This is a genomic window from Bradyrhizobium sp. TM102 (assembly GCF_009176685.1).
In the GTDB taxonomy this organism is placed as follows: domain Bacteria; phylum Pseudomonadota; class Alphaproteobacteria; order Rhizobiales; family Xanthobacteraceae; genus Bradyrhizobium; species Bradyrhizobium ottawaense.
The window spans coordinates 2,660,082-2,684,146 of record NZ_AP021855.1; the positions used below are offsets into that span (position 1 = coordinate 2,660,082).

At 64.4% G+C, this 24,065-nt stretch carries 27 protein-coding genes and 1 pseudogene; 16 read left to right on the forward strand and 12 right to left on the reverse strand.

Going from position 1 to position 24,065, the window contains the following annotated elements:
• Positions 1 to 49 precede the first annotated feature (49 nt).
• Entirely contained in the window at positions 50 to 976 is a 927-nt protein-coding gene (locus tag GDN70_RS12480; RefSeq protein ID WP_152102579.1) for a quinoprotein relay system zinc metallohydrolase 2, read from the reverse strand.
• A 126-nt stretch (positions 977 to 1,102) separates the two neighbouring features.
• Between GDN70_RS12480 and GDN70_RS12485 the strand changes: the two genes are divergently transcribed.
• A complete protein-coding gene (locus GDN70_RS12485) occupies positions 1,103 to 1,984 on the forward strand; it encodes a substrate-binding domain-containing protein (RefSeq protein ID WP_173015790.1) in 882 nt (293 codons plus the stop codon).
• Positions 1,981 to 2,538: a PQQ-dependent catabolism-associated CXXCW motif protein gene (locus GDN70_RS12490; protein ID WP_152102581.1), complete on the forward strand. Its 558-nt coding sequence runs from the start codon at positions 1,981 to 1,983 to the stop codon at positions 2,536 to 2,538. The genes GDN70_RS12485 and GDN70_RS12490 overlap by 4 nt, the downstream gene beginning before the upstream one ends.
• Positions 2,539 to 2,660: 122 nt before the next feature.
• Here the strand turns inward: GDN70_RS12490 and GDN70_RS12495 are convergent, their stop codons facing one another.
• The 6 genes from GDN70_RS12495 to GDN70_RS12520 all read right to left on the reverse strand — a co-directional run bounded on the left by GDN70_RS12495 (position 2,661) and on the right by GDN70_RS12520 (position 7,502).
• Complete coding sequence (locus GDN70_RS12495) at positions 2,661 to 2,960, reverse strand: copper-binding protein (protein WP_028142690.1); 300 nt, start codon at positions 2,958 to 2,960, stop codon at positions 2,661 to 2,663.
• A 130-nt stretch (positions 2,961 to 3,090) separates the two neighbouring features.
• Entirely contained in the window at positions 3,091 to 3,699 is a 609-nt protein-coding gene (locus GDN70_RS12500; protein WP_028142689.1) for a hypothetical protein, read from the reverse strand.
• Positions 3,696 to 4,544, reverse strand: a complete 849-nt coding sequence (locus tag GDN70_RS12505; protein WP_028142688.1) for an ABC transporter permease — start codon at positions 4,542 to 4,544, stop codon at positions 3,696 to 3,698. The genes GDN70_RS12500 and GDN70_RS12505 overlap by 4 nt, the downstream gene beginning before the upstream one ends.
• A complete protein-coding gene (locus GDN70_RS12510; protein ID WP_152102582.1) occupies positions 4,541 to 5,347 on the reverse strand; it encodes an ABC transporter ATP-binding protein in 807 nt (268 codons plus the stop codon). Before GDN70_RS12510 ends, GDN70_RS12505 begins: the two co-directional genes overlap by 4 nt.
• The gene (locus GDN70_RS12515) at positions 5,344 to 6,312 is read right to left on the reverse strand and encodes a YVTN family beta-propeller repeat protein (RefSeq protein ID WP_161966386.1); all 969 of its coding nucleotides are present in this window, start codon (positions 6,310 to 6,312) and stop codon (positions 5,344 to 5,346) included. Before GDN70_RS12515 ends, GDN70_RS12510 begins: the two co-directional genes overlap by 4 nt.
• An 8-nt stretch (positions 6,313 to 6,320) precedes the next feature.
• Positions 6,321 to 7,502: an ABC transporter substrate-binding protein gene (locus tag GDN70_RS12520; RefSeq protein WP_095427026.1), complete on the reverse strand. Its 1,182-nt coding sequence runs from the start codon at positions 7,500 to 7,502 to the stop codon at positions 6,321 to 6,323.
• 60 nt (positions 7,503 to 7,562) lie between these two features.
• On the opposite strand from GDN70_RS12520, the gene GDN70_RS12525 reads away from it, so the two are divergent.
• Positions 7,563 to 8,135, forward strand: a complete 573-nt coding sequence (locus GDN70_RS12525) for a DUF3280 domain-containing protein (RefSeq protein ID WP_028142684.1) — start codon at positions 7,563 to 7,565, stop codon at positions 8,133 to 8,135.
• A 171-nt stretch (positions 8,136 to 8,306) separates the two neighbouring features.
• Here the strand turns inward: GDN70_RS12525 and fghA are convergent, their stop codons facing one another.
• Together fghA and GDN70_RS12540 are read right to left on the reverse strand one after the other, a co-directional pair.
• Positions 8,307 to 9,152: an S-formylglutathione hydrolase gene (gene fghA / locus GDN70_RS12535; RefSeq protein WP_028142683.1), complete on the reverse strand. Its 846-nt coding sequence runs from the start codon at positions 9,150 to 9,152 to the stop codon at positions 8,307 to 8,309.
• A 74-nt stretch (positions 9,153 to 9,226) separates the two neighbouring features.
• Positions 9,227 to 9,847 (reverse strand): response regulator transcription factor, encoded by a 621-nt coding sequence (locus tag GDN70_RS12540; protein ID WP_018320706.1) that lies wholly within the window; start codon positions 9,845 to 9,847, stop codon positions 9,227 to 9,229.
• Positions 9,848 to 9,989: 142 nt separating this feature from the next.
• On the opposite strand from GDN70_RS12540, the gene GDN70_RS12545 reads away from it, so the two are divergent.
• From GDN70_RS12545 to GDN70_RS12555, 3 genes are all read left to right on the forward strand, one after another.
• Positions 9,990 to 11,348, forward strand: a complete 1,359-nt coding sequence (locus GDN70_RS12545) for a histidine kinase (RefSeq protein WP_173015791.1) — start codon at positions 9,990 to 9,992, stop codon at positions 11,346 to 11,348.
• 166 nt (positions 11,349 to 11,514) lie between these two features.
• Complete coding sequence (locus GDN70_RS12550; RefSeq protein WP_173015792.1) at positions 11,515 to 13,986, forward strand: TonB-dependent receptor; 2,472 nt, start codon at positions 11,515 to 11,517, stop codon at positions 13,984 to 13,986.
• 89 nt (positions 13,987 to 14,075) lie between these two features.
• A complete protein-coding gene (locus GDN70_RS12555; RefSeq protein ID WP_038949203.1) occupies positions 14,076 to 14,435 on the forward strand; it encodes a hypothetical protein in 360 nt (119 codons plus the stop codon).
• A gap of 102 nt (positions 14,436 to 14,537) precedes the next feature.
• On the opposite strand, the gene GDN70_RS12560 is transcribed toward GDN70_RS12555, so the two are convergent.
• A complete protein-coding gene (locus GDN70_RS12560; protein ID WP_038973577.1) occupies positions 14,538 to 15,413 on the reverse strand; it encodes a LysR family transcriptional regulator in 876 nt (291 codons plus the stop codon).
• A gap of 163 nt (positions 15,414 to 15,576) precedes the next feature.
• Here GDN70_RS12560 and GDN70_RS12565 point away from each other — a divergent pair, with 163 nt between their 5' ends.
• The 5 genes from GDN70_RS12565 (at position 15,577) to GDN70_RS12575 (ending at position 18,361) form a co-directional block, all read left to right on the forward strand.
• Positions 15,577 to 16,590, forward strand: a complete 1,014-nt coding sequence (locus tag GDN70_RS12565; RefSeq protein ID WP_371731595.1) for an alkene reductase — start codon at positions 15,577 to 15,579, stop codon at positions 16,588 to 16,590.
• A gap of 89 nt (positions 16,591 to 16,679) precedes the next feature.
• The gene (locus tag GDN70_RS35370) at positions 16,680 to 17,003 is read left to right on the forward strand and encodes an SDR family NAD(P)-dependent oxidoreductase (RefSeq protein ID WP_197742273.1); all 324 of its coding nucleotides are present in this window, start codon (positions 16,680 to 16,682) and stop codon (positions 17,001 to 17,003) included.
• 117 nt (positions 17,004 to 17,120) lie between these two features.
• Entirely contained in the window at positions 17,121 to 17,591 is a 471-nt protein-coding gene (locus GDN70_RS35375; RefSeq protein WP_197742274.1) for a hypothetical protein, read from the forward strand.
• Between the two features lie 136 nt (positions 17,592 to 17,727).
• A complete protein-coding gene (locus tag GDN70_RS34905) occupies positions 17,728 to 17,895 on the forward strand; it encodes a hypothetical protein (protein ID WP_162832255.1) in 168 nt (55 codons plus the stop codon).
• Between the two features lie 58 nt (positions 17,896 to 17,953).
• Positions 17,954 to 18,361, forward strand: coding sequence for a hypothetical protein (locus tag GDN70_RS12575; protein WP_038973576.1), 408 nt, complete (start codon positions 17,954 to 17,956; stop codon positions 18,359 to 18,361).
• A 67-nt stretch (positions 18,362 to 18,428) separates the two neighbouring features.
• Here the strand turns inward: GDN70_RS12575 and GDN70_RS12580 are convergent, their stop codons facing one another.
• Positions 18,429 to 19,004, reverse strand: a complete 576-nt coding sequence (locus GDN70_RS12580) for a nuclear transport factor 2 family protein (RefSeq protein ID WP_152102586.1) — start codon at positions 19,002 to 19,004, stop codon at positions 18,429 to 18,431.
• Positions 19,005 to 19,086: 82 nt separating this feature from the next.
• Between GDN70_RS12580 and GDN70_RS35790 the strand changes: the two are divergent.
• The 5 genes and pseudogenes from GDN70_RS35790 to GDN70_RS12600 form a co-directional block, all read left to right on the forward strand.
• Positions 19,087 to 19,236, forward strand: a pseudogene (locus GDN70_RS35790) (LysR family transcriptional regulator); the annotation flags it as partial.
• Positions 19,237 to 19,314: 78 nt separating this feature from the next.
• The gene (locus tag GDN70_RS12585) at positions 19,315 to 20,040 is read left to right on the forward strand and encodes a LysR substrate-binding domain-containing protein (RefSeq protein ID WP_333913138.1); all 726 of its coding nucleotides are present in this window, start codon (positions 19,315 to 19,317) and stop codon (positions 20,038 to 20,040) included.
• 171 nt (positions 20,041 to 20,211) lie between these two features.
• Complete coding sequence (locus tag GDN70_RS12590; protein ID WP_173015793.1) at positions 20,212 to 21,675, forward strand: GH1 family beta-glucosidase; 1,464 nt, start codon at positions 20,212 to 20,214, stop codon at positions 21,673 to 21,675.
• 256 nt (positions 21,676 to 21,931) lie between these two features.
• A complete protein-coding gene (locus tag GDN70_RS12595) occupies positions 21,932 to 23,164 on the forward strand; it encodes an acetyl-CoA C-acetyltransferase (protein WP_152102589.1) in 1,233 nt (410 codons plus the stop codon).
• A 355-nt stretch (positions 23,165 to 23,519) separates the two neighbouring features.
• A complete protein-coding gene (locus tag GDN70_RS12600; RefSeq protein ID WP_018320691.1) occupies positions 23,520 to 23,822 on the forward strand; it encodes an HU family DNA-binding protein in 303 nt (100 codons plus the stop codon).
• A 71-nt stretch (positions 23,823 to 23,893) separates the two neighbouring features.
• Here GDN70_RS12600 and GDN70_RS34910 read toward each other — a convergent pair whose 3' ends face one another.
• Positions 23,894 to 24,061 carry a hypothetical protein gene (locus GDN70_RS34910; RefSeq protein ID WP_162832254.1) on the reverse strand — a complete coding sequence of 56 codons (168 nt, stop codon included), beginning with the start codon at positions 24,059 to 24,061 and terminating at the stop codon, positions 23,894 to 23,896.
• Positions 24,062 to 24,065: the final 4 nt, after the last annotated feature.

Genomic DNA, 24,065 nt, shown 5'->3' on the forward strand with positions numbered 1-24,065 from the left:
GTTCCGGAGTCAGCGAAGCTGATCTCCTGCGCCTATCGTAGCGCGCCTGCTACTCCCATTCAATTTCCGAAAATGCTGCAGTTGCGTTCCGGGCGTTGTAATCGCCGAATAACTGCCAGCGCGGCCGCTCTTCCGCAGCCGCCTTGTCGGCCGCGGCTCGGATCGGCTCGCCATTCTTGTTCAGCGCGCGCACGTCGGACAGCAGCGTGGACAAGTAACGCCGCTCATCGGCCAGCGCGGCAGGCCAGTCGCTCACGGGGCCGTGACCGGGAACGACGCGTTGCGCCGGGATGGTCTCCAATTCCTTCAACGTGTCGAGCCAGCCGCGGATGCTGCCGTCCATGACCGGAATGTGGCGGAGAAAGACGAGGTCGCCCGCGAACAAGGTTTTTGTCGACTCGTCGTACACGGTGACGTCGCTGTCGCTGTGCCCGGTCCGCCAGGCGCGCAAGATGAGGCGGCGCGACCCGAGATCGAGCGTCATCGTGTCCGAAACCAAGAGGGTCGGGGCAATGATCTTCACGGGATCGATCAACGCGCTGCCCATGATGCGGCGAAAATTGTCGAGATAGTAGGGGCCGCGCGTCGCGAGCGCCTGCGGCAGCTTGCTGTGACCGACGAAGCTGGTGCCACCGGCGGCGAAGGCCGCGTTGCCGAAGACATGGTCGGGATGGCCGTGGGTGTTGATGACATAGCGAATCGGCTTGGGCGTGCGGGCCCGCACGGCGGCCAGCAGGGCCTCGCCTTCGCGGAGGCTGCCGCCGGTGTCGATGACGGCCACCGCATCATCGCCGACGATGAAGCCGACATTGGCAATGTCACCCTCGTTCTCGCGGGTCATCAGGGCAATGGCCCCGGCGTGTACGAAGATTCCCGCTGCGACTTCGCTCACAGGCAATTCGGCCGCCCCGGCCCGTGCTAGCGTTACGATCCCCAGCAGGGACAAGGCTGCGATCACTCGAGCGATGCGAGACACTTTTTCGCCTCAGTTCAAAGGGTTGCTGCATTGCACTGCAACAAAGCAAAGCCAGCGAAGTCTGGCAAAACATGGCGCGTCATGCGTTGCATGGATAGCATTCAAACAAAACGAGGAGGAAGCGCGATGACGCAGGCCGGACGACATCGTCGCTGGTTGTTTTCACTGGGGGTCCTGGTTGCGTCCTGTGCGTTCGGCGATGTCGCCATCGCGCAGACCAATGACAGCGGCGACCTCTCGTTCGAGCTGGTCGACCCGAACGTGCTGCGCGTCTGCGCCGATCCGCGCAATCTGCCGTTCTCGAACGAGAAGGGCGAGGGGTTCGAGAACAAGCTGGCCGAGCTGTTTGCCGACAAGCTCAAGAAGAAACTCGACTACGTCTTCTTCCCGCAGGCCACCGGCTTCGTGCGGATGACGCTGGGCGCGCATCGCTGCGATGTCATCATGGGTTTTCCGCAAGGCGATGACGTCGTGCAAGGCACCAATCCCTATTACCGCACGTCGTACGCGCTGGTCGCCAAGGCCGGCAGCGGGCTCGAGGAGGTCGATACGCTCGAGGACCCGAAGCTGAAGGGCAAGCATGTCGGCATCGTCGCCGGAACGCCGCCGGCGACCAACATGGCCATTGCCGGCCTGATGAGCGATGCAAAACCCTATCCGCTGATGATCGACACGCGCTACGACAATTCGGCGCAGGCGATGATCGACGACCTCGCCGCCGGCAAGATCGACGCCGGGGTGCTGTGGGGACCCATGGCCGGCTATTATGCGAAGAAGATCGGCTCGCTTCACGTCACGCCGCTGGTGAAGGAAACCACGGGGCCGAAGCTGGTCTATCGCATCGGCATGGGCGTGCGTCCCGCCGACCAGAACTGGAAGCGACAGCTCAACAAGCTGATCCAGGAGAACCAGGGCGAGATCAACAAGATCCTGGTCGACTTCGGTATACCGCTGCTCGACGAGAGCAATCGGCCGCTCAGCGCGGAGACGGCCAAGAAGTCGCAATGAGGCGGCCTCTTGCCGCTGCGCTCGTCGTTGCCGCGTTGGCGGTGCCGGCATCCGCGCAGCAGCAGGAGCCGTTCGAGCCCGAGGGTTATCGCGCCGACAATTATCGCGCACCGGTGCCGGCGACGCTTGCGGGCGCGCGCGTGCTCAACACGGTGGAAGCCGAAGCGATCTGGCGCGCCAAGAGCGGCGCGTTCGTCGACGTGCTGCCGCGCCCGCCGAAGCCGAAGAACCTTCCCGCAGGCACGGTATGGCGTGATGCGCCGCGCAAGAACATTCCGGGCAGCATCTGGCTGCCGGATACCGGCTACGGCAGTTTGCCGCCGGCCATGGACGATTATCTCCAGCGCGGCCTCGCACAGGCCTCGCGTGGCGACAAGGCCGCGCTGCTGGTGATCTATTGCCTCGCCGATTGCTGGATGTCCTGGAACGCCGCCAAGCGCGCGCTGGCGTATGGCTACTCCAACATCGCCTGGTACCCCGACGGCACCGACGGCTGGGAGCGCGCCAAGCTTCCGACAGAGGAGGTGCAGCCGGAGCCGCGGCCCGAGCAGTAGACGTCGTCATGCCCGGGCTTGTCCCGGGCATCCACGTTCTTCACGCTGCGTGGCCAAGCGTGGATGGCCGGGACAAGCCCGGCCACGACGGCGGTGCGAAAGGGGAGAGGCGAAGCAAGCGCCTACTGCTTCTGCAGCTTCGTCAGCGTGCCCGTGCCGTTGTTGTCGGTCGCAGAATAGTTCACCCTGTCGCCGGCATGAACGGCCTCCAGCATCGCGGCGTCCTTGGTTTTGTACTCCTGGAGCGCGCCGGCGCCGCCAGCGCTACCACCGACGGTGCCCTTCTGCGTCTGCTGGATCGAGATCGTGCCGTTGAGCCGATCGATCCGCATGACCATTCCGGTCATGTCGTCGGCAAGAGCGCTGGTTGCAAGCATGCTGAGGGCCGCAGCGCCCGCAAAGATGAATCTGGTGGTTCCCATCGAGGCCTCCCAACGTCTTGGAGTTCACTTCGACAAGCCATCCTAGATCGATTTGGTTCCGGCAGATAGCCGGGCAAAGGTTAACCGGGCCGATCCGGGAACCTTGTCGTGGCCTCCAGCGAGGCGGGCGCTATTCCATTTCCTGCTGGATCACGCGGCCAAGTGCGAACAGGCGCTGGTCGATCGTGGTGGGAACCTCGCAGACGAATCGCACGACCTTGTTGCGGTCCTCGAAAATGCGGGTCTTCCAGATCAGTTCGTTGCTGAGCGTTTCGACCTTGGCCTCGTCGCGCGGCGTCGCGCCCTGCAGCGCCTGAAGGGCGATCGCCTCCTCGCGAATCTTGTCGGCGGCCTCGCGCTGCTTGCGGCTGACGCGTTCGAGCCCGGCCATCACCTGGGAGCGCTGGGCATTGAGCGTGTCGAACAGGCCGGCGAACAGGAGCTTCGCCTTCGCGGTCTTGTCAGTGGCGGAGGCGGCCAGAAATTCCTTCACGGACTTTTCGGCTTCATCGAGCGGCGTTTTGCGCGCCGATAGTTTTGCGACCAGTGCGCTGACCTTGGCGTCGTCTTTCCATGTGTTCTGGACGTCGTCGAGCGCCGGGCCGGCCCAGACGGCGGCAAGCGAAATCTCCGGCACCTTGGCTTGGGTGCAGGGCCAGTCGGGATAGCGTGGATCGGCCGCGCGCGCGGCCGTGCCCGACAGCGCCAGCGCCACAACAGCCATCGCCAGAACCTTCATCCTTCGCCTCCTGCGGGCCCCCGTCGCGCCAGCCCACGCGAGGGATCATAGGCCAGAATCGCGCCGATCATGAAGACGATTGTGCAAGCCGCGACCACTGCCAGCGAGATCCAGTTGATTTGCCCGTAGAGCGCAAAACGGATCAGCTCGACCGCATGGGTGAACGGATTGGCCTCGCAGAGGTAGTACAAATAGGGGCTGCCCTCCTGCACCCGCCACAGCGGGTAGAGCGCGGACGAGGCGAAGAACATCGGGAAAATGACGAAGTTCATGACGCCTGCGAAGTTCTCGAGTTGCTTGATGCCGGAGGAGATCAGCATGCCGAGCGAGCCGAGCATCAGCCCGGACAGGATCAGCGCCGGCAGCACGGTGAGATAGCCTGACGACGGCGGGGTGATGTCCCAGAACCAGGCGATCAGCAGGAACGCATAGACCTGGAGCAGCGACACCGCCGTGCCCGCCAGCAGCTTGCAGAACAGCAGGAACCCGCGCGGCAGCGGGCTCACCAGCAGCGTGCGCATGTTGCCCATCTCGCGGTCGTAGACCATCGAGAGCGAGGATTGCATGCCGTTGAAGAGCTGGATCATCGCCATCAGCCCGGGCGCGATATAGACCTCGTAGAGGATGTAGGTCTCGTAGGGCGGGATGATGGAGATGCCGAGCACCTGACGGAAGCCGGCGGCGAAGATGAACAGCCACACCAGGGGCCGCACCAGCGCCGAGACGAAGCGTTCGCGCTGATGCAGGAAGCGCAACCCCTCGCGCCAGACGATGCCGGTAAGGCAGGTGAGGTACTCTTGGACCGAGAAGCCGCGCGGCACCTCGCGCGTGGTGATGCTGCTCATGCGCCGCCTCCCGGCATGGTTTGCGCACCGGTCAGGCGCATGAAGGCGGTGTTGACGTCCTGCGCGCCGGCCTCGGTGACGACGCGGCTCATCGGCCCCTGCGCCAGCACCTTGCCCTGGTGCAGCACCACGAGGTCGTCACTCGCCATGATCTCGTCGAACAGATGCGTGGCCCAGAGCACGCCGATGCCTTGCTCCGTCACGAGCTGGCGGACCTGGCTGATGATGTCGGCGCGCGCCTTGACATCCAGGCCGACGGTCGGCTCGTCCAGCAACAGCAGCCGCGGCCGGTGCAGCAGCGCCCGCGCGATCTCCAGCCGCCGCATCTGGCCACCCGAGAGATCGCGCACCTTGCTGCCGGCGCGGTCAGCGAGCCCGATGCGGCCGAGCAGCTCGGCGCTGCGTGCGGCGGCCTCGCTCCGGCTGATGCCGTGGAGGGCTGCGTGATAGAGCAGGTTTTGGGTCAGCGACAGGTCGAGATCGAGCGTACGTGGCTGGAACACGACGCCGAGCAGCCGAAGCGCCTCGCCGGGGCTCTTGCTGATGTCGTGGCCGAAAATGCCGACCCGGCCGCTCTGGATGCCGAACAGGCGCGTGATCAGCGAGAACAGCGTGCTCTTGCCGGCGCCGTTGAGGCCGAGCAGGGCGGTAAAGCTCGCCGGCTGCACGTTGAAGGAGACGTTGATCAACGCACGCCGCTGCCCATAGGCATGACTGACGCCGTCGATCGACAGCGCCGGCACCGCCGCCGCTTCTAGCTTCGGCGCCTCCTGTGGCCCGGGAATCGGAGCGGGGCTGGTCATGGCGCGATCGTGATGCCCCAGGGCAGTTCGCCCACCTGAATCGTCTTGATCACCTTTTGCGCGGCGACGTCGATGACGGAAACGTCGTTCGACACGCCGTTGGTGGTGAGCAGATATTTTTCGTCGGGCGTGAACGCCATGTGCCAGACCCGCTGCCCGACCAACAGGTATTTCGTCACCTTGCGCGAGGCGACATCGACCACGGCGATGCGGTTGGCGGGACCGAGGGCGACGAAGGCGGTCTTGTCGTCCTTGGTCATGCCGATGCCGACCGGCTGGATCGCCTCTTTCCGCAGGCCCGGGATCTCGAAATTGACCTTGCCGATCACCTCGTGCTTCTTCGGGTCGATCACCGAGACGGTGCCGCCGATCTCGGAGGAGACCCACACTTCGGAAGCATCGTGCTTGAACTCGGCAAAGCGCGGCCGCGCATCGACCAGCACGTTGGCGACGATCTGGCGCGACGCCGTGTCGATGAAATGCGCCATGTTGGTCGTTTCCGACGTGTTGATCAGCGTCTTGCCGTCGGGACTGATGGTCATGCCCTCGGGCTCGACGCCGACCTGGATGTCGCCGAGCCTGGCGCGCTTCTCGAGGTCGATCACGGTCACCGTGTTGTCGTTCTCGTTGGCGACGTAGAGGATCTTGCCGGCGGCATCCTGCGCGAACAATTCCGGATCGGGTCCGGAGGGCAGGCTGTCCACCACGGCTTGCGTCTTGGCGTCGATCACCTGGATGGTGTCGTCGTCGCCGACCGCGACCATCACGAATTTGCCGTCGCGCGTGAAATCGATGCCGCGCGGGCGCTGGCCGACCTTGATGGTCTTGGTCACGGTCCAACTCTCGGTGTCGATCACCGTGACCGTATTGCTCTTCTCGTTCGAGACATAGGCGATGAACGCATGCGCAGGTGCCGCCGCCAGCGCCAGTCCGGACAGAAGCCCCACACGCCACATGCGCAACATTTGCGTTCTCACTTCAGCTTGCATTTGCTCTCCGGACGATCGTAGCCGAGCGTGTCGAGCTCGGAGACCTGGTGCAGGAAACCCTCCTGCGGCGAGACCGACACCACCATGCGGCCATCGACAAGGAGGATGGGCTGGCGCAGCTGCAGATTCCAGTCGCGCAGGGTCAGCCGCGTGCCCTTGAAGGCGGCGACCGAAAAATCCGGGCCCTTGATGAAATCAGTCACCTTCTTGACGTCGCCCGAATTGGTGCGCGAGGTCGCTTCGCCGATCATGCGGGCCGCGGTCCAGGCCTGCATGTCGAGCGCGGTCATGCGCCGCGCGTTCAGCTTGACGAAGCGGTTCTGCATCTGGATCGCGCCCCACTGGTCCTGCGATGCGTCCCAGCTGCGCGGCACCAGGCCGGCCGAGCCCGCAACGGGGCGGGGATCCCAGGTGCGATAGGGCAAATACGCGCCGAACACCTCGCTCTCGTCGGCGGCGACCAGTACGTCGTAAGCGGGCGCGCCTTGCGTGAACACTGGCATCTGGCGCTGGATCAGCGTCACGCCGCTATCGGTGCGGCGCGCGCCGCCCTTGTCCTCGAACGTTTTCTCCTGAACGATCTTGGCGCCGAACCGCGTGGCGGTGCGCCGGAGTGCATCGGCGAACAGCTTATCTTCATCATGCGAGCCGACCACGAGCAGCCAGCGCGACCACTTTTTCCAAACCAGATATTGCCCGAGCGCATCCGCCAGCATCGCCCGTGTCGGCGCGGTGTGGATCACGTTGGCGCGGCAATCGACCTCGCGCAGCCGCTCGTCGATCGCCCCCGCGTTGAACAGCAGCGTGCCGCGGTCGCGCAAGGCGTCCGAGACTTTCAGCAGCGCATCGGCGGGCAGGTCGGCGATGATGAAGCCGTTCTTCTCCGCGAGCGCGGTCGCGGCCTGGACGACGTCCTCGCCTTCCTTGATGCGGCGCTCTTCCAGCGCGAACCGCTGGCCCAGGAATTTGCCGGTGGTATTGTTGTCCTCGATCGCGAGCCGCGCGCCGGCGACGCCGTCATTCTCCGCGGGCTGCTCGACCAGCGACAGTGTGGATCTGGTGCCGGCGACGCCGAGATAGCCGACGCCGATCAGGGCAGGCTCCGCCGCGAGCGCGCTCGTCGCAGCAAGACCTAAGCCAATCAGGCCGGCCAACCATCGGATCATGTTTCCTCCAAGCGTTCTCCCCCGCTTGACCGCCGGTAGAGAATTGTCTCTGCTTCAAGCATGACCAATTTGTCAGGGCATGCAACCCCGCATTTCGTCCCCGCGCGTGCGAGGCCTGGAATCACGATCATGCGAGCATTGATGATGATCGCCGCTTTGCTGTTGACGCCTTCGCTCGCGCGCGCCGATCCACCGAAGCTTGCCGTGTTCGATTTCGAGCTGATCGACACCAGCCTGCCCGGGGAGTTCTACGGCTCCAGGCCCGAAGAGGCGCGGCTCGTGCTCATCAGCGAGCAGTTGCGCAAGGAATTGACGGAGTCCGGCAGGTTCCAGGTGCTCGACATCGCGCCGGTCAGGGATGCCGCCCGTCACGCCAACTTACAGGCCTGCGGCGGCTGCGATCTCAAGCTCGCGGGCGAATTGGGCGCTGACCTCGAGATCACCGGCATGGTGCAGAAGGTCTCGAACCTGATCATCAATCTCAACATCTATTTGCGCGACGTGAAGACCGGCAACATGATCGCCGCCGCGAGCGCCGACATGCGCGGCAACACGGATGAAGCCTGGACCCGCACGATGAGCTACCTGATCCGCAACCGGCTATTGGCGCCGAATTACGGCAAGCGGGAGTAGGGGCGCTCTTTACCCTCCAGAATCGTAGGGTGGGCAAAGGCGCACTTGCGCCGTGCCCACGATCAATCAATGATTCGAGAGAAATCGTGGGCACGCTTCGCTTTGCCCACCCTACGATACTGCGCTCGCGGAGAGATACCCCTCATCGCAAGGGGAGAAGGAAGAAAGACATCACCCCTTCAGCTTCTCCGCATGCCAGTGCAGATGATCGCCCATGAAGGTCGAGATGAAATAATAGCTGTGGTCGTAGCCCGCCTGACGCCGCAGCGTCAGCGGGATGCCCGCCTTGCTGCAGGCGGCTTCGAGCAGCTCGGGCTTCAGCTGTTCTTTGAGGAAATTGTCGGCCTCGCCGACGTCGACCAGGAAGCCCGAAAACTTCGCGCCATCCTCGATCAGCGCCACCGTGTCGTGGCCGCGCCAGGCGTCCTTGTTCGGCCCGAGATAGCCGGTCAGCGCCTTGGTGCCCCAGGGCACGAGCGAGGGCGCCACGATCGGCGCGAAGGCGCTCGCGGCGCGATAGCGGTGCGGGTTGCGCAGCGCCACCGTCAGCGCGCCGTGGCCGCCCATCGAATGGCCCATGATCGATTGCCGTTTGGCGTCGACGGGAAAATTTCCCGCGATGAGCTTGGGCAATTCGTCCGTGACGTAGCTCCACATCCGATAGTTGCGCGCGAACGGCTCCTGCGTGGCGTCGACATAGAAGCCGGCCCCTAAGCCGAAATCATAGGCATTGTTGGCGTCGCCCGGCACGTCGGCGCCGCGCGGTGAGGTGTCGGGCGCGACGAAGATCAGGCCGAGCTCGGCGCAGGCTTTGCGGAATTCGCCCTTCTCGGTGACGTTGGCATGGGTGCAGGTGAGCCCGGACAGATACCAGACCACCGGCAGCTTGGCGCCGTCGGCATGCGGAGGAACATAGACCGAGAACACCATGTCGGTTCCGGTCGCCTGGCTCGCATGGCGATACACGCCCTGCACGCCGCCGTAGGATTTGTTGGTCGAAACAGTCTGAATCGTCATGCCTTCACTCCGTGGCATCTCACCACAACAATATTGCAACGCTTGTGTGACCGAATTTGTGGCAGCTGCCTGCGTCAGGCAACACCGCTGTCGATCGCCAGCCGCACCAGCTCGACCGAGGTCTTCACCCCGAGCTTCTGGCGCATGATCGACGAGGTGTTGGCGACCGTCTTGTAGGACGACTGCACCAGCCAGGCGATCTCGGACAGGCTCTTGCCGGCGCTGAGCAGCCGCAGGATCTCCATCTCGCGCGCATTCAGCTTGGACAGCGGGCTTTGCGCCAGCGTCGGCCCCGCAAAGGCGATGCTGCGCGCGATCGCGCTCGGCAGGTACGTGCCGCCGCCGCCGACGGCGCGAATCGCCTCGACGAGGTCATCAGGATCGCCGGTCTTGGAGACGTAGCCCTTGGCGCCGCATTCGATCGCGCGCGCGGCAAAGGCCGGGTCGTCGTTCATGCTGAACATGATGATGCGGGCCTCGGGCGCGCGCTCGAGGATGCGGCGCGCGAGCTCGAAGCCGGAGACGGTCGGCAAATTGATGTCGATGATGCAGAGGTCGGGGCGTTCGACGATGAAGACGCACTCGCCGTCCTCGGCGTCGGCGGCCTCCAAAATCTCGATCTCGCCCTCGTCGGCCAGCACGGCACGGCAGCCGGAGGCGACAATGGGATGATCGTCGACGATCAGAATGCGCATCGGCGTTTCCTTGTGACAGCGTCGGCCTGTTTCGCGCCCGGCCGGGATTGCTGTACGCTTCCGATTAGATATCGGGCGCTTCGCCGCTGTCAACGTCATCGGACAGCGGCGGGCGAGGCTTCGCGAGGCACGGGCGACACCAATGTGGCAAAATCTATCCTTGCGCGGGCGCATCAACCTCTTGCTGGCGCTGCTGCTGGCGCTGGGGCTCGCCGTGAATATCGGCCGCCAGGTCGCCGAGGCAGGTCCCCGCGTGCAGGCCGAGGACCAGAGCGTGATCCGGCTCGCGCGCGAATTCATCGAGATGATCGTGGCCGATCTCAACGAGGCGCCCGATCCGGATGCCAGGCTGAACCAGATCGCGCGCGACCTCAGCCGCCTGCGCCATGTCAGCATCACGCTTCGGGACACCGGCGGCAATGCGCAGACGCCGCCCCGGCTTGACACTGACGCCGACACGCGCGGGCCGCCGGCCTGGTTCGTCAGCCTGGTCCATCCCGAGCAGACCGCGGTGAGCGTGCCGGTCTCGATCCGCGGCAAGCCCGGCTCGCTCCTGATCACCTCGCATCCCGATGACGAGATCGCGGAGATCTGGGACGGCATCGTGACTCAGCTCGAGGTCGGCACGGCGATCGCGCTGGCACTGTTTTTCCTGATGATGAAAGTGGTTGGCCGGGCGCTGGCGCCACTCCAGTCGCTGGCGGAGGCAATGGGGAAGCTCGAAGGCGGACATTACGAGGCGCGCGTCGCACCGGGCGGCGCGCCGGAGCTCGCCGCAATCTGCACCAAGCTCAACCACCTTGCCGCAACCCTCGGTGAGGCGGTCGAGGACAAGCGGCGCCTCGCCGAGCGGGCGGTGTCGCTCCAGGACATCGAGCGCAAGGAGATCGCGCGCGAGCTCCACGACGAGTTCGGGCCGTATCTGTTCTCGCTGCGGGCGCATGCCGGCGCCCTGGCGAAGCAGGCGGATGGACGCGTCCCGAATGCGGAGGCGGTGCGAAAACATGGCAGCGCCATGCTGGAGCAGATCAACGCGCTGCAGCAGTTCAACCGCCGCGTGCTGGAGCGCCTCCGCCCCGTCGGCCTCGCCGAGCTCGGGCTGCGCCAGGCGCTCGAATCGCTGTCGCGGCTGTGGCGGGAATCGCATCCCGACGTCGCCATCGAGACCACGATCTCGCCCGCGCTGGGCACCACCGGCGAGACCGCCGACCTCACCATCTACCGCATCGTGCAGGAGGCGCTCACCAATGTGTTCCGCCACGCCGGCGCGACCTCGGTCAATGTCGTCATCGAGCCGGCGCAGCAGATGGCGCAGGACGGCCGCTGCTGCGCGCGGGTGCGGGTCAGCGACAATGGCCGCGGCATGGAGCCGGGCCAGAAGCTCGGCTTCGGCCTCGTCGGCATGCGTGAGCGGATTCTGGCGCTGGGCGGCACGCTCAACGTCGTCTCCGGCGATAGCGGTTTGACCGTGGAAGCGCTGGTTCCGACCGCGGCCGCCTGATCGCTCTCCCGAGGTGATCGGGAAAAATTCCCGATTTGGTCGGGAAAACGGGAGCGGATAGCGCCCGATCTTTTGTGGCTGGCGTGCGACCGGCCGCTGATTACACTTCGTCTCAACCAATCGGCGAAAATCAAAACAGCCGGTGGTCACGGATGGGAAGGCGGGGATGGGCAAGGTTCTTTCGTTCAAGCGTCGTTTGTTGATGGCCTCGGTGTCGACCGGTCTGGTGTCCGGGGTGGTTTTGGCGGGCCCCGCCGGGGCCGCGCAAGACGAGGAGACCAACGTCCAGAATCTGCCGCCGGTCGAAGTGGCGGCACCGCCGCCGTCGGTGGCGAGGCGTACCGCGCCGACGCGACCCGTCGCGCGCATCGGGGCAGCGTCGTCCGCCGCGCCGAAGACACGGCTTTATGTCTACCCGACCTCGCCGGGCATCGGCAGAGGCCTCGATGTCGACAAGGTCCCGTCGGCGATCAACGCCGTCGATGCCAGCCAGATCAAGCGCACCGGTTCGCTGAACGTCACCGACGCGCTGCGCGACAACATCGCCGGCGTCAACATCACCGAGGTCACCGGCAATCCGTTCCAGCCGGATGTCGAATTCCGTGGCTTTGTCGCTTCGCCCGTGACCGGCACGCCGCAAGGCCTTGCGGTGTATCAGAACGGCGTCCGCATCAACGAGGCCTTCTCGGACGCGGTCAATTGGGACCTGATCCCCACCGCCGCGATCAGGTCGGTGACGCTGGTGACCAACAATCCCGCCTTCGGCCTCAACGCGCTCGGCGGCGCCATCAACCTGCAAATGAAGGACGGCTTCACCTATCAGGGCGCCGAGATCGACGTCATGGGCGGCTCGTTCGGCCGCGTCCAGGGCTCGGCGCAATGGGGCAAGCAGGTCGACAAGAACTACGGCGTCTATGCCGCGCTCGAAGGCCTGCGCGACAATGGCTTCCGCAATTTCTCGCAATCAACGGTGCGGCGCTTCTACGGCGATGTCGGCTACAAGGCCGGCGACAGCGAATTCCACGCCAATATGGGCGTCGCCAAGAACGATTTCGGCGCCAGCGCCACCGTTCCGGCCGAACTGCTCGACAAATATTGGGGCGCGACCTACACCACGCCGCAGACCACGTCCAACCGCGTCGGCTATCTCAACCTGACCGGAAAGGCCGATCCGACGCCGACCTGGACGCTCGAAGGCACCGCGCATGTGCGCAGGTACGAGCAGAAGCTCGTCGACGGCAATCCGACCGATGTGCAGGAATGCGCCGTTCTGGGCCTGTTGTGCTTCGGTGACGATGCGACGCCGGCCAACGGCACCAATGGCGCGCAGCTCGTCAATCCCTATCCGCTCGGAACCATCCTCGGCGAGATCGACCGGAGCACGATCCGTTCGACCACCTTCGGCGTATCAGGGCAGGCCACCAACACCGATCAACTGTTCGGGCACGACAACCGCTTCGTGATGGGCACGACCTATGACGCCAGCGTCACGCGCTACAACGCCACCGCCGAGATCGGCTCGATCGGAGAAAACTACGTCGTCAGCGGTAGCGGCCTCTTCCTGGGGCCGACCGGTCAGCCGGAAACAATTGCCGGTCCCGTCTCGCTGCGGACCGTCAACCAATATAACGGCCTGTATGCGATGGACACGTTCAACGTCACGGATGCCTTCGCCGTCACCGGCGGCGGCCGCTTCAACGTGGCGCGCATCAGCCTGGAGGATCAGCTCGGGACTGATCTCAACGGCGATCATACCTTCACCCGCTTCAACCCGGTGATCGGCGGCACCTACAAGATCACGCCGGGGCTGACTGCCTATGCCGGCTATTCCGAGGCCAACCGCGTGCCGACGCCGCTCGAACTCGGCTGCTCCGATCCAGCCCGCCCCTGTCTCATCGCGGCGTTTCTGGTTTCCGATCCGCCGCTCAAGCAGGTCGTGTCCAAGACCGTGGAGGCAGGCCTGCGCGGCACCAAGGAGCTGAACATCGGCACCCTCGGCTGGAAGATCGGCGGCTTCCGCGCCACCAATTATGACGACATCGTCGCGGTGCCCGTGGTCGGACGGACCGGCTTCGGCTATTTCTCCAATGTCGGCCGGACCCGCCGGCAGGGCCTCGAGGCCGAGGTCAACATCAAGTCGCCGACGCTCCAGTTCCAGGCAAGCTACGCCTTCGTCGACGCGCGCTTCCTCGATCCGCTGGAACTCGGCTCCGAAAGCCCGTTCGCCGACCCGGCCAGCGAGACCATCCAGGTCAGGCCCGGCAACCAGCTCCCCGCCATCCCGCGCCACCGCATCAAGGTCGGCATCGACTATGCCGTGACCGACGTCTGGAAGGTCGGCGGCAACGCGCTGTTCGTCTCCAGCCAGTACCTGGTCGGCGACGAGTCGAACCAGTTCGCGAAACTGCCGTCCTATACCGTGTTCAATCTCCATACGTCCTACCAGGTGGCGAAGAACATCCAGCTCTATGGCAAGGTCGACAACATCTTCGACAAGCGCTACGCGACCTACGGCCAGTTCTTCGACACGGGAGCCTTGCCCAACTTCACCAACGGCGGCAACGACTTCACCGATCCGCGCTCGCTGAGCCCGGCGAGGCCACGCGCGTTCTACGCGGGCATGCGGGTGACGTTCTAGGCGCGAAGGCGCAGCCGGCCGCGCCGGGGCAGAGAGTTCCCCGCCGCCTCGGGCGGACGGCTTGCGTAGAATGTCCTGCCTCCGGCATCATGCGCCCGGAGGCTCGCTTTGCCGTGTCGTTGAAAAATCCGGGTGCCGTCGCTGCTATCGTTTCAGCGCTCCGACATGTTTACGGCGATGAGGTCGCCCGCCTCATGCTCGTCGAGGGCATGAGCCTGGCCGACCTGATCGATGCGATGTTTTCTGCGCCATTGACGCATCGCGAGGCCGTTCGAGATATCACCGACGGATTGGACGATTTTGTCATTTCACCAGACCTCGGTCTCATGTGGCACCTCAGGTACATCTACGCAGACGAGCCCGGCTCCCTGCACGTCGTGGACATGGAAATCGCCACGCCGAATGGCACGCTGGCAAGCAGAGACGTCTGGCTTCGTCTGGTCTCCTAAAGGCAAGCCGTTTTCGCTGCCAATCCTTCGGCTTGGGAAGCGCCGACAGCTTGCAGGCCGCGCTCTGCGACTGACAAACCGGGAGTTGGCGCGAACCGGATCTTAGTCCCGGCTCAGCCGTTCTCTCAGGAATTCGATGAAGCGTTGCGTCTTGGCGGGGAGCAGCCGGGTTTCGGTGACCGCGTAGATGGTCATCGGCAAGCCCTGCCATTGCGGCATGATACGGCGTAGTCGGCCGGCTGCGACTTCATCGGCGACGATCTCTTGCGGCATGAACGTGATGCCCATGTCGAGCGTCGCCAGGCGGCGGAGCATGCCGATGCTGTTGAGGTGGAAACGGCCGCTGACGCCGGCTTCGACCGTTTGCGTTCCGTTTTGCAGCGTCCAGCTGCCCACCCTGGTCTGGCAGAGACATTGATGGTGCGCGAGGTCCGCCGGTTCGTTCGGCTCGCCGTTCTCTTCGAGATAGCGCGGCGAGGCGTAGAGATGGCCGTGCAGGCGAGCGAGCGGCCGCGCGATCATATGGGAGGCCTCGGATTCTCCGACGCGGATCGCCAGGTCGTAGGGCTCGGAGACCAGATCGACGCGCCGCGGCGTCAGGTCGAACTCGAAATCGATGCCGGGATATTGCCGTGCGAATTCGGTGATCAACGGCGCCAGATAGGTGTTGGCGAAATCCACCGGCAGTGAGACGCGCAGCAGTCCGCTCGGCCGCGCCAGCATCTCGCCGAGTTGCTCGTGCGCCAGGCGCGCTTCGTCGACGATGCGCTTGCAGCGCTCGAAATAAAGCTGGCCGGCTTCGGTCAATTCGATCCTGCGCGTCGTCCGGTTCAGCAGGCGAAGCCCGATTTCCTTCTCCAGGAGGCCGATCCGTCGCGACAGGGTGGAGTTGGGCATGTCGAGGATCGCCGCGGCGCCCCGGAAGCTCCTGGCCTTCACGACCTCGACGAAGAGCGCCATGTCGTTCAACAGCTCCATCGAATTATCCCATATGTGGATCAATCTGTTCCATTATATGGCATTTATTCCATTGGCTGGAAGCTCCATCTCCCTTCTCTGCATCATCGAGAAGGAACTCGCCGTGAATTCACTCTTCAGTCCCGTCCGCGTCGGCGGACTTGAACTTCCGAACCGCCTGGTCATGGCGCCCATGACGCGCTCGCGCGCCGATGCCAACGGCGTTCCCGGCGGCCTCGCCGCCGAATATTACGCGCAGCGCGCCGGCGTCGGCCTGATCGTCACCGAGGGCACCCAGCCGTCCGATGACGGGCAGGGCTACATGACCACGCCGGGCATCTACACGCCCGCGCATGTCGCCGGTTGGCGCAAGGTCACCGACGCCGTGCACGCCAAGGGGGGCCATATCTTCATCCAGCTCATGCATGCCGGACGCATGTCGCATCCCGACAACACGCCGCATCACCGGCCGGGCGTGGCCCCGTCCGCGATCGCGCCCGATACGCCGATGTTCACGCCGAAGGGCATGCAGGATATCCCGCAGCCCCGGTCGCTCGCGATCGACGAAGTGCGCCGGACCGTCGGCGACTTCCGCGATGCCGCGCGTCACGCCATCGCGGCGGGCGCGGACGGCGTCGAGATCCATGGCGCGAACGGCTATCTGGTCCAGCAGTTCATTGCGCCGAGCGCGAACACCCGGACCGACGCCTATGGCGGCTCGATCGAAAATCGCGCGCGTTTCGCCGTCGAGGTTGCGGCGGCCATCGCCGCGGAGATCGGCGCGGACAAGACGGCGATCCGCCTGTCTCCAGGCATCACGATGTGGGGCATCGACGAAGGCGCCGAAGGACCGGACCTCTATCGCCATCTGGTCGCTGAGCTCGACAAGCTTTCGCTCGCCTACCTTCACATCATGCATCAGGGCGACGATCACCTGCTCGCCGACCTCCGCAGACTGTGGCGCGGCAAGCTGATCGTGAACAGGCCGGGCCGTCCGCGCGATCGTATCGGTTCCGACGTCGCCGCGGGGCTGGCCGATCTGGAAGCATACGGCCAGATGATCCTGGCGAATCCCGATTTTCTGACCCGCCTGAAATCCGGTGCGCCGCTGAACGAGGCCGACCGCAGGACGTTCTTCGGCGGTGATGCAAGCGGGTACACCGACTATCCCGCATGGGACGCGGCTGCCGCCGTCTGAGGACGGGCGGTCATCACATTCATCGGCTCTGTGCTGCGACCGCGGCGCAGAGCGCTCATTTTCATCAATGCTTGCGGAAGGCACCTGAAGTGAAACGCGTGGAATTGGACAAGAGCCTGAACGTGACTCTACCGTCGCTCGAAAGCCTCCGGCTCGATGGACTGAATGTCGCGGTGATCGGCGGCACCGGCGGGATCGGTCGGGCATTCAGCCATCAACTCGCAGCCAGGGGCGCGAATGTCCTGGTCGTCGGTCAGACCTTCCGCGACCAGGATATGCCGCGCATCACGTTCATGAAGGCAGATCTGAGCTCGATGCGGGATGCGCGCCGCATCGGAAGCGCGCTGCCCGCCGGCAAGATGGACATCGTTGTCTTCACGACCGGCATCATGCAGGCCCCAAACGCGAGGTGACGGGCGAAGGCATCGAGCGCGACCTTGCCGTGAGCTATCTGAGCCGCCGCGTCATCCTCAACGAGATTGCTCCGCGACTTGGCAAGGAACCGCGCCGGGGCCGACCTGAGGCCCCGCATGTTCGTCATGGGATTTCCGGGGACGGAGCAGAGGGCGAATGTCGACGACCTGAACTCGGAACGAAGCTACAAACGGTTCGCCGCACATTCGAACACCGTGGCCGGAAACGAAGTGCTCGTCATCGAGGCGGCCGGCCGCTTTCCCGACGTCGACGTGTTCGGCCTCAACCCCGGTTTCGTCAAGACCAACATCCGCGCCAATCTGCTCGGGTCGCGCGCGCTGTTCGCCGTCGTGGAATGGCTGACCAGCTTCATGATGGTCGAGCCGGATGCTTATGCCGAGCGGTTGGTTCCGCTCCTGGTGTCGCGCGATCTCAACGGCCGCAGCGGTGCGATGTTCAATAACAAGGCGGACGCGATCCTGGCGAGCCCGTCGTCCACGGAGCCGTCCTATGCGGCCGCACTGATGGGGGCCTCCGACAGACTCATCAGTCGCGCGATGGAAGGTCGAGCGGGGAAGGGTGCATGACCGGGCTTTCTCTCGAGGCCTGCGCGGACAGACCGCCCGATTGTCCTTTACCGTTCAGAAACCATGGCAAATGATCCGAAAATTTTAACGAAACCGCTCGGCTGTCTGCGCGTCGATTCGCTGGAGGGCCCGTCTGATGACAGAGCACCAGTTGAGAGAGCAGGAATGCCAGATCGCGCGTTATCGGCGCTTGGAACGGGAGGTGACGGATCCACTTGCCGCGTGCCTGCTTCACGGCATCGTCGAGGAGCTTGAAGCCGAGCTGCGCAAGGAAAGGCCGGATTGGCACGGGCCGCGTGATTAACGGTTTCTTAGCGCTATCATGCGGATTGTTGTGCGGGAATGCCAGGGAGACTGCTCCCATGTTGAAGGACGGGACATATGCGGCGTGGTACAAGACGCCGCTCGACCAGGGGACCGGGATCGTCCATGTCGCAGACGGACAGATCTGGGGCCGCGACAGCCTGATGACGTATCATGGCTCGTGCCAGGTCGATGGAGATCGCTTCACCGCCACCGTATCAACGAAGCGTCATACCGACGGACGTGCAACGGTCTTCGGCGTGGAAGACGAGCTCACCCTGGATATCGAGGGAAACTGTCCCGGCAAGATCGCGACTTACACCGCGACGGCACAACAAGTGCCGGGAATGATCCTCAAGGGCACGCTCATTCTGACCGAACAGCAGCCGCAGGCAAGTGAGCGAACCGAGCAGTTCCCGGCATTCAATCCCGACAAGCTGCCAAAGCTGCCGAAGCGCTCGCGCTGAAAATTTCGTATCGCGATGCGTGACGTCAGGGGCCAGCTGACCGGCTGCTCCAGCGAGGCGAGGGACATCATTTGTCCTCCGGCCAGCCCCGGGCGAGTATCGCGGCTTGTTGCAGGGTGATGCTTCGGACCAGGGGATCCGCATGACGGTGCACGAGTTGCCAATCCGTGCCATCCTTGCGGTAGACCTCGGTCACGCGCAACGACCAGTCTTGGGCCGGCAAACCGCCCACTTCGGCCCGCTGGTGTTCGATCATTGCGAGAACGACGAGCGCGTCCGATGCATGGGTTTGCAAGACCTCGAGCTCGGTTTCGCCTTCCCTGAAGTATCGCGATAGGTCGGCCAGGCGCTTGGGGCTGGCGTCGAATCCGCGACTGGCAGGCCCGCCGAACGGCTGCATCAACGTGAAATCCGGCGCGACGCGGACGAGCTGGAGCCAGCGATCCATGTCGCCACGCATGAACGCGGCATTTTTCGCGCGGGCACGTTCGATGAGGCTGGCTATGGCGTCGTTCCCGGCGGCCGCGTCGGCCGAAAGCTGAACGGACAGCGGAATTGCAGCCGTGGCGGCCATCATCGAGCGCCGCGACATCTTCTCCTGCGGGTCTGGCCAATTGTTCACACCGGGCGGTCTCTTGGTCATCTCGCCTCTCCTGATCGAACGACGAATGCCCCCATCCATGAGACCTTGAACTTGATGAATCCAGCGATATGATTTCAGCATCATGCTGAACCAAATTGATCTATCCAGGATCGACCTGAATCTCCTCGTGCTCTTCCGTGTGGTTCTGGAAGAACGTCATGTCGCGCGTGCTGCAGGCCGGCTGAGCCTGACGCCGTCGGCTGTCAGCCATGCGCTTGGCCGGCTCCGTCTCTTGCTGAACGACCCGCTGTTTCTGCGGACGCCGAAGGGCGTCGTTCCAACGGCCCGGGCCTTGGAGCTCGAGGAGCCCGTGACCGAGATCATCGCGCGCATCGAACAGCTGATCGGCTCGGCTGCACCGTTCGACCCCGCGAAGAGCCGCCGCCGGTTCACGATTGGCGCCCCCGATGCCGTCCTGGCCTCGACATCCGTTCAGCTCCTGCGATCGATCGCGACTGCGGCCCCCCATATCGACCTCGCCCTGATCCACCTGATGCCTGCGCCGCGCGGCGGCGCGATCGGGGAGCCCTGGCACCAAAGCCTCGATATGCTCGAAAGACGCGAGCTCGACGTCGCAATGCTGCCGCTGCCGACGGTATCGCCGCGATTCGAGGCGCGCAGGCTCTACGACGAGGATTTCGTGCTGGCCATGCGCAAGGGACATCCCCTCGCGAAAGCGCCCACCCGTGCTGCATTCTCGCAGTCACAGCATCTGCTGGTGTCTCTCAGTGGTGAAGCGCGCGGTTTCGTCGATCAGATGTTGGCAAAGCGCGGCCTCGAGCGCCGCATCGCCTTGACCGTCCCGAATTTCATGATGGCGCTCGTCCAGCTTTCAGGATCTGATCTGATCGCGGCATTGCCGCGCCGATTGGTGGAGCACCACGCCGGCCGTTTCGGCTTGGTGTTCGTCGAGCTGCCTTTTGCGCGTAAACCGGATGCGATCCGGGCGATCGCAACCAAGGCGGCGATGAGAGACGCCGGCATCGCGTGGCTCATGCAGGTCGTGGTCAGCGCAATCGGAGCAGGTCGGCCCTAAAGCCGCCCCTCTGTAGCCGAAAAATATTCATCCGACGCCGAAAAGTGACGGCATTGTGCCTGCCGCACCGTCTACGTTTGCTGGATCTGGGTCCTCCCGGACGCGCTTCTCAAATGGCCTCGAACTGTTCATTGTGCCGGGCCGAAAACCAAGAGAAGCGGAGCAGCATCAATGTCGGACAAGGTCTCGCGTCGCCGGTTTGCGAAGCTCGCGGGGTTGTCCGCAGCCGGGGTGACAAATCCGCTTGATCTCGCCGAGGCCAGGCCGGCATCGCCGCCGCGCGGCGGCAGCGGTTTTCCGGCGGGCTTTGTCTGGGGCACGGCGACCTCGTCCTATCAGGTCGAGGGTGCGGTCAACGAGGACGGGCGAGGGGCCTCGATCTGGGACAAGTTCGTGCGCATCCCCGGCAAGATCGAGGACGGCACCAATGGTGACCGCGCCAATGAGCATTATCACCGCTACAAGGAGGATATCGCGCTCATCAAGGCGCTCGGCTGCAAGGCCTATCGCTTCTCGGTGGCCTGGCCGCGGCTGTTTCCGGACGGCGACGGCAAGCCCAACCCGAAGGGGCTCGACTTCTACAATCGTCTCGTCGACGAGCTCTTGAAGAACGGCATCGAGCCGTGGCTGACGCTGTATCACTGGGATCTGCCGCAATCGCTGCAGGATCGCTTCGGCGGCTGGCGTTCGACGGAAACCTGCAAGATCTTCGGCGACTACGCCGCCTATGTCGCCGAGCATCTGACTGACCGTGTCAAAAACGTGTTCACGCTGAACGAGAGCGGCCGCTTCGTGTATTTCGGCTACGGCATCGGCATCGACGCGCCGGGCGTGACGCTGCCGCAGGCCGAGGTCAACCAGATCAGGCACAACAGCGCGCTCGCGCACGGGCTCGCGGTGCAGGCGGTGCGCGCCCATGGCCGCCGCGGCACCCGAGTGGGGCCGGCCGAGAACATCGATGCCTGCGCGCCCGCGATCGACACGCCGGAGAACGTCCGTGCCGCGGAGATCGCACTGCGCGAGATGAATGCCGGCTATCTCAACGTCATCATGACGGGCCGCTACACCGACGCCTTCCTGAAATTCGCCGGCCCCAACGCGCCGAAATATACCGATGCGGAGCTGAAGATCATCTCCTCGCCGGTCGATTTCCTCGGCCTCAACATCTACGCGCCGCAGAACTATGTGGTGGCCTCCGACCAGGGCGCGGGCTTCATGCCGCTGCCGATCCCGAAATCGTTCCCGCGCATGAACTCGGACTGGCTGCGCGTCGGGCCGGAGACGCTCTATTGGGTGCCGAAGCTGGCGGCAAAGATCTGGAAGACGGATGCGATCTACATCAGCGAGAACGGTGCCTCCGGCGATGACGTCGTCACGCCGGACGGCAAGATCTACGACACCGACCGCATCATGTACCTGCGCAACTATCTCGCCCAGCTCCAGCGCGCCACCGCCGAAGGCGTGCCGGTGCGCGGCTATTTCCTCTGGAGCCTGATGGACAATTTCGAGTGGGTATATGGGCTGAACAAGCGTTTCGGGCTGTACCACGTCAATTTCGACACCCAGGTCCGCACGCCGAAACTCAGCGCCAGCTTCTATCGCAACGTGATCGCGAAGAACGCGGCGGGTGCGTAGCTCTTCTCCCTCTCCCTGTTCTTACGGGGTCGCGACGAGCTTCGCTCGCGCTGAGAGGGCAGGGGTGAGGGGCTCTATCCGCGAGTCCATCTGCCAGCGTCCTTGTTGAAGCTCCCCCTCACCCGAATTTTCCGCTGCGCGTAAAATCCGACCTCTCCCCGCACGCGGGGAGAGGCGAAGGAATGCCGCGCATTGACTCCCATCTCCCCCTGATTGAAAACGCCTCTCAACAATCCACAACAAGAGGACAACGCCAATGACCGATGCACTCATCATCGATGCCTGCCGGACCCCGCGCGGCGTCGGCAAGGCCGGCAAGGGCGCGCTTTCGGGCATTCATCCGCAGCAGCTCGGTGCCACCGTGCTGCGCGCGCTTGCGGACCGCACCGGCATCGACACCGCCGATGTCGATGACATCGTCTGGGGCTGCAGCGCGCAGGTCGCGACCCAAAGCGGCGATCTCGGGCGGATGTCGGCGCTCGATGCCGGCTATGACGTGCGCGCCAGCGCCGTGACGCTGGACCGGTTCTGCGGAAGCGGCATCACCAGCGTCAGCATGGCGGCATCCTCGATCATGGCGGGCGCGGAAGACCTCGTCATCGCCGGCGGCTGCGAGATGATGTCGATGGAAGGACGCCGCGGCGGCGGCCCGATGATGATGGACTCTGGCAATCTGCGCCTGCGCGCGCGGCATCCGCAATCGCATCAGGGCGTCTGCGCGGATGCGATCGCGACGCTCGAAGGCATCACGCGAAGGGACGTCGACGCGCTCGGGCTCGAGAGCCAGAAGCGCGCCGCGCACGCAATCGCGAACGGCCACTTCAAGAAGAGCCTCGTGCCGGTTCACCGCGAGGACGGCAGCCTTGCGCTCGACCACGAGGAATATCCGCGGCCGCAGACGACGATGGAGGGCCTCGGCAGCCTGAAGCCGGCCTTTCCGGCGATTGCCGACTACGCGCTGGACGACAAGGGCACGACCTATCGCGGCCTGATCCTGCAGAAATATCCTGATCTCGAGATCGACTTCATGCACCACGCCGGCAACTCCTCCGGTGTCGTCGACGGCGCCGCCGCGATCCTCTTGGCCTCGCCCGCCTACGCCAGGGCGCACGGCCTCAAAGCCCGCGCCCGTGTCGTCGCGATGGCCAACATGGGGGACTCCCCGACCCTGATGCTGAACGCGCCGGTGCCGGCGACGCGCAAGGTGCTGGCGAAGGCGGGGCTGACCGTCGACGACATCGACCTGTTCGAGATCAACGAGGCGTTCGCGGTGGTGGCGGAAAAATACATCCGCGACCTCAAGCTCGATCGCGCCAAGGTCAACGTCAACGGCGGCTCGATCGCGCTCGGCCATCCCATCGGTGCCACCGGCTCGATCCTGATCGGCACCGTGCTCGACGAGCTCGAACGGCGCGACCTCAAGCGTGGTCTCGTCACCATGTGCGCCGCCGGCGGCATGGCGCCGGCCATCATCATCGAGCGCATCTAGCGGGAGCGAAGCTCGCCGCGCCCCTGCGGCAATAGGTGAGGGAGCAGGTGAGACGCCACAACGCGACGATCTAGCCTTATTTTCTAGGGCGAAACGCACTCCTCCGCGCACAAAGAGGCACCTCGTCGCTTGTCGAAAGCGGCGAATCAGCTTTAGCAAGGTTGCGTGCGGGCCTTTGAAACAAGGTAAAATCCGCTGCCTGAGGCTTCTCCCGCTCCGGAAGTCGCTAAAAAGCAGGGTTTTTTGCCGCTGAGGGCCAAAAAAGCCCGTAAAACCGCGACAAAACTGTGCAGAAGGCTATAGGCCTTCGCCGGTTGGTCTAATATGCAACCGGCAACGAATCAGAGGAGACACGATGCCAACCCAAATGTCCAAATCGCAGTTGATCGAAAAGATTGCGACCGCCACCGAGCTTTCCAAGCGCGACGTCAAGAACGTCATGGAGACGCTGACCGACGTCGGTCACAAGGAGCTCAAGAAGAACGGCCTGTTCCTGGTGCCGGGCTTCGCCAAGTTCGTGGTCATCAAGAAGCCCGCGACCAAGGCGCGCAAGGGCACCAACCCGTTCACGGGTGAAGAGATGATGTTCAAGGCCAAGCCGGCCCGCAAGATCGTCCGCGCCCGCCCGGTCAAGGCGGCCAAGGACGCCGTGGGCTAACAACGCAAAGGCCCCCTCGGTCGGAGGGGGCCTTTTGATTGGGGCAGCCGCGAGGGCCTGAGACGGAGGGCTCAACCCTTGCGGCGCTTCACCCGGACCGGAATGGGTTGAAGCCGCGGTCTTGAACCTAGTCCTGGCGCCGCCAGCCCATCGCGAACCCGGTCGATCGCGCGATCGAGCAACTGGCGCAGCCGCTGCGTTGTCCGCGAACTCTTCGCTTTCTCCAGCAGTTTCTTCATCGCA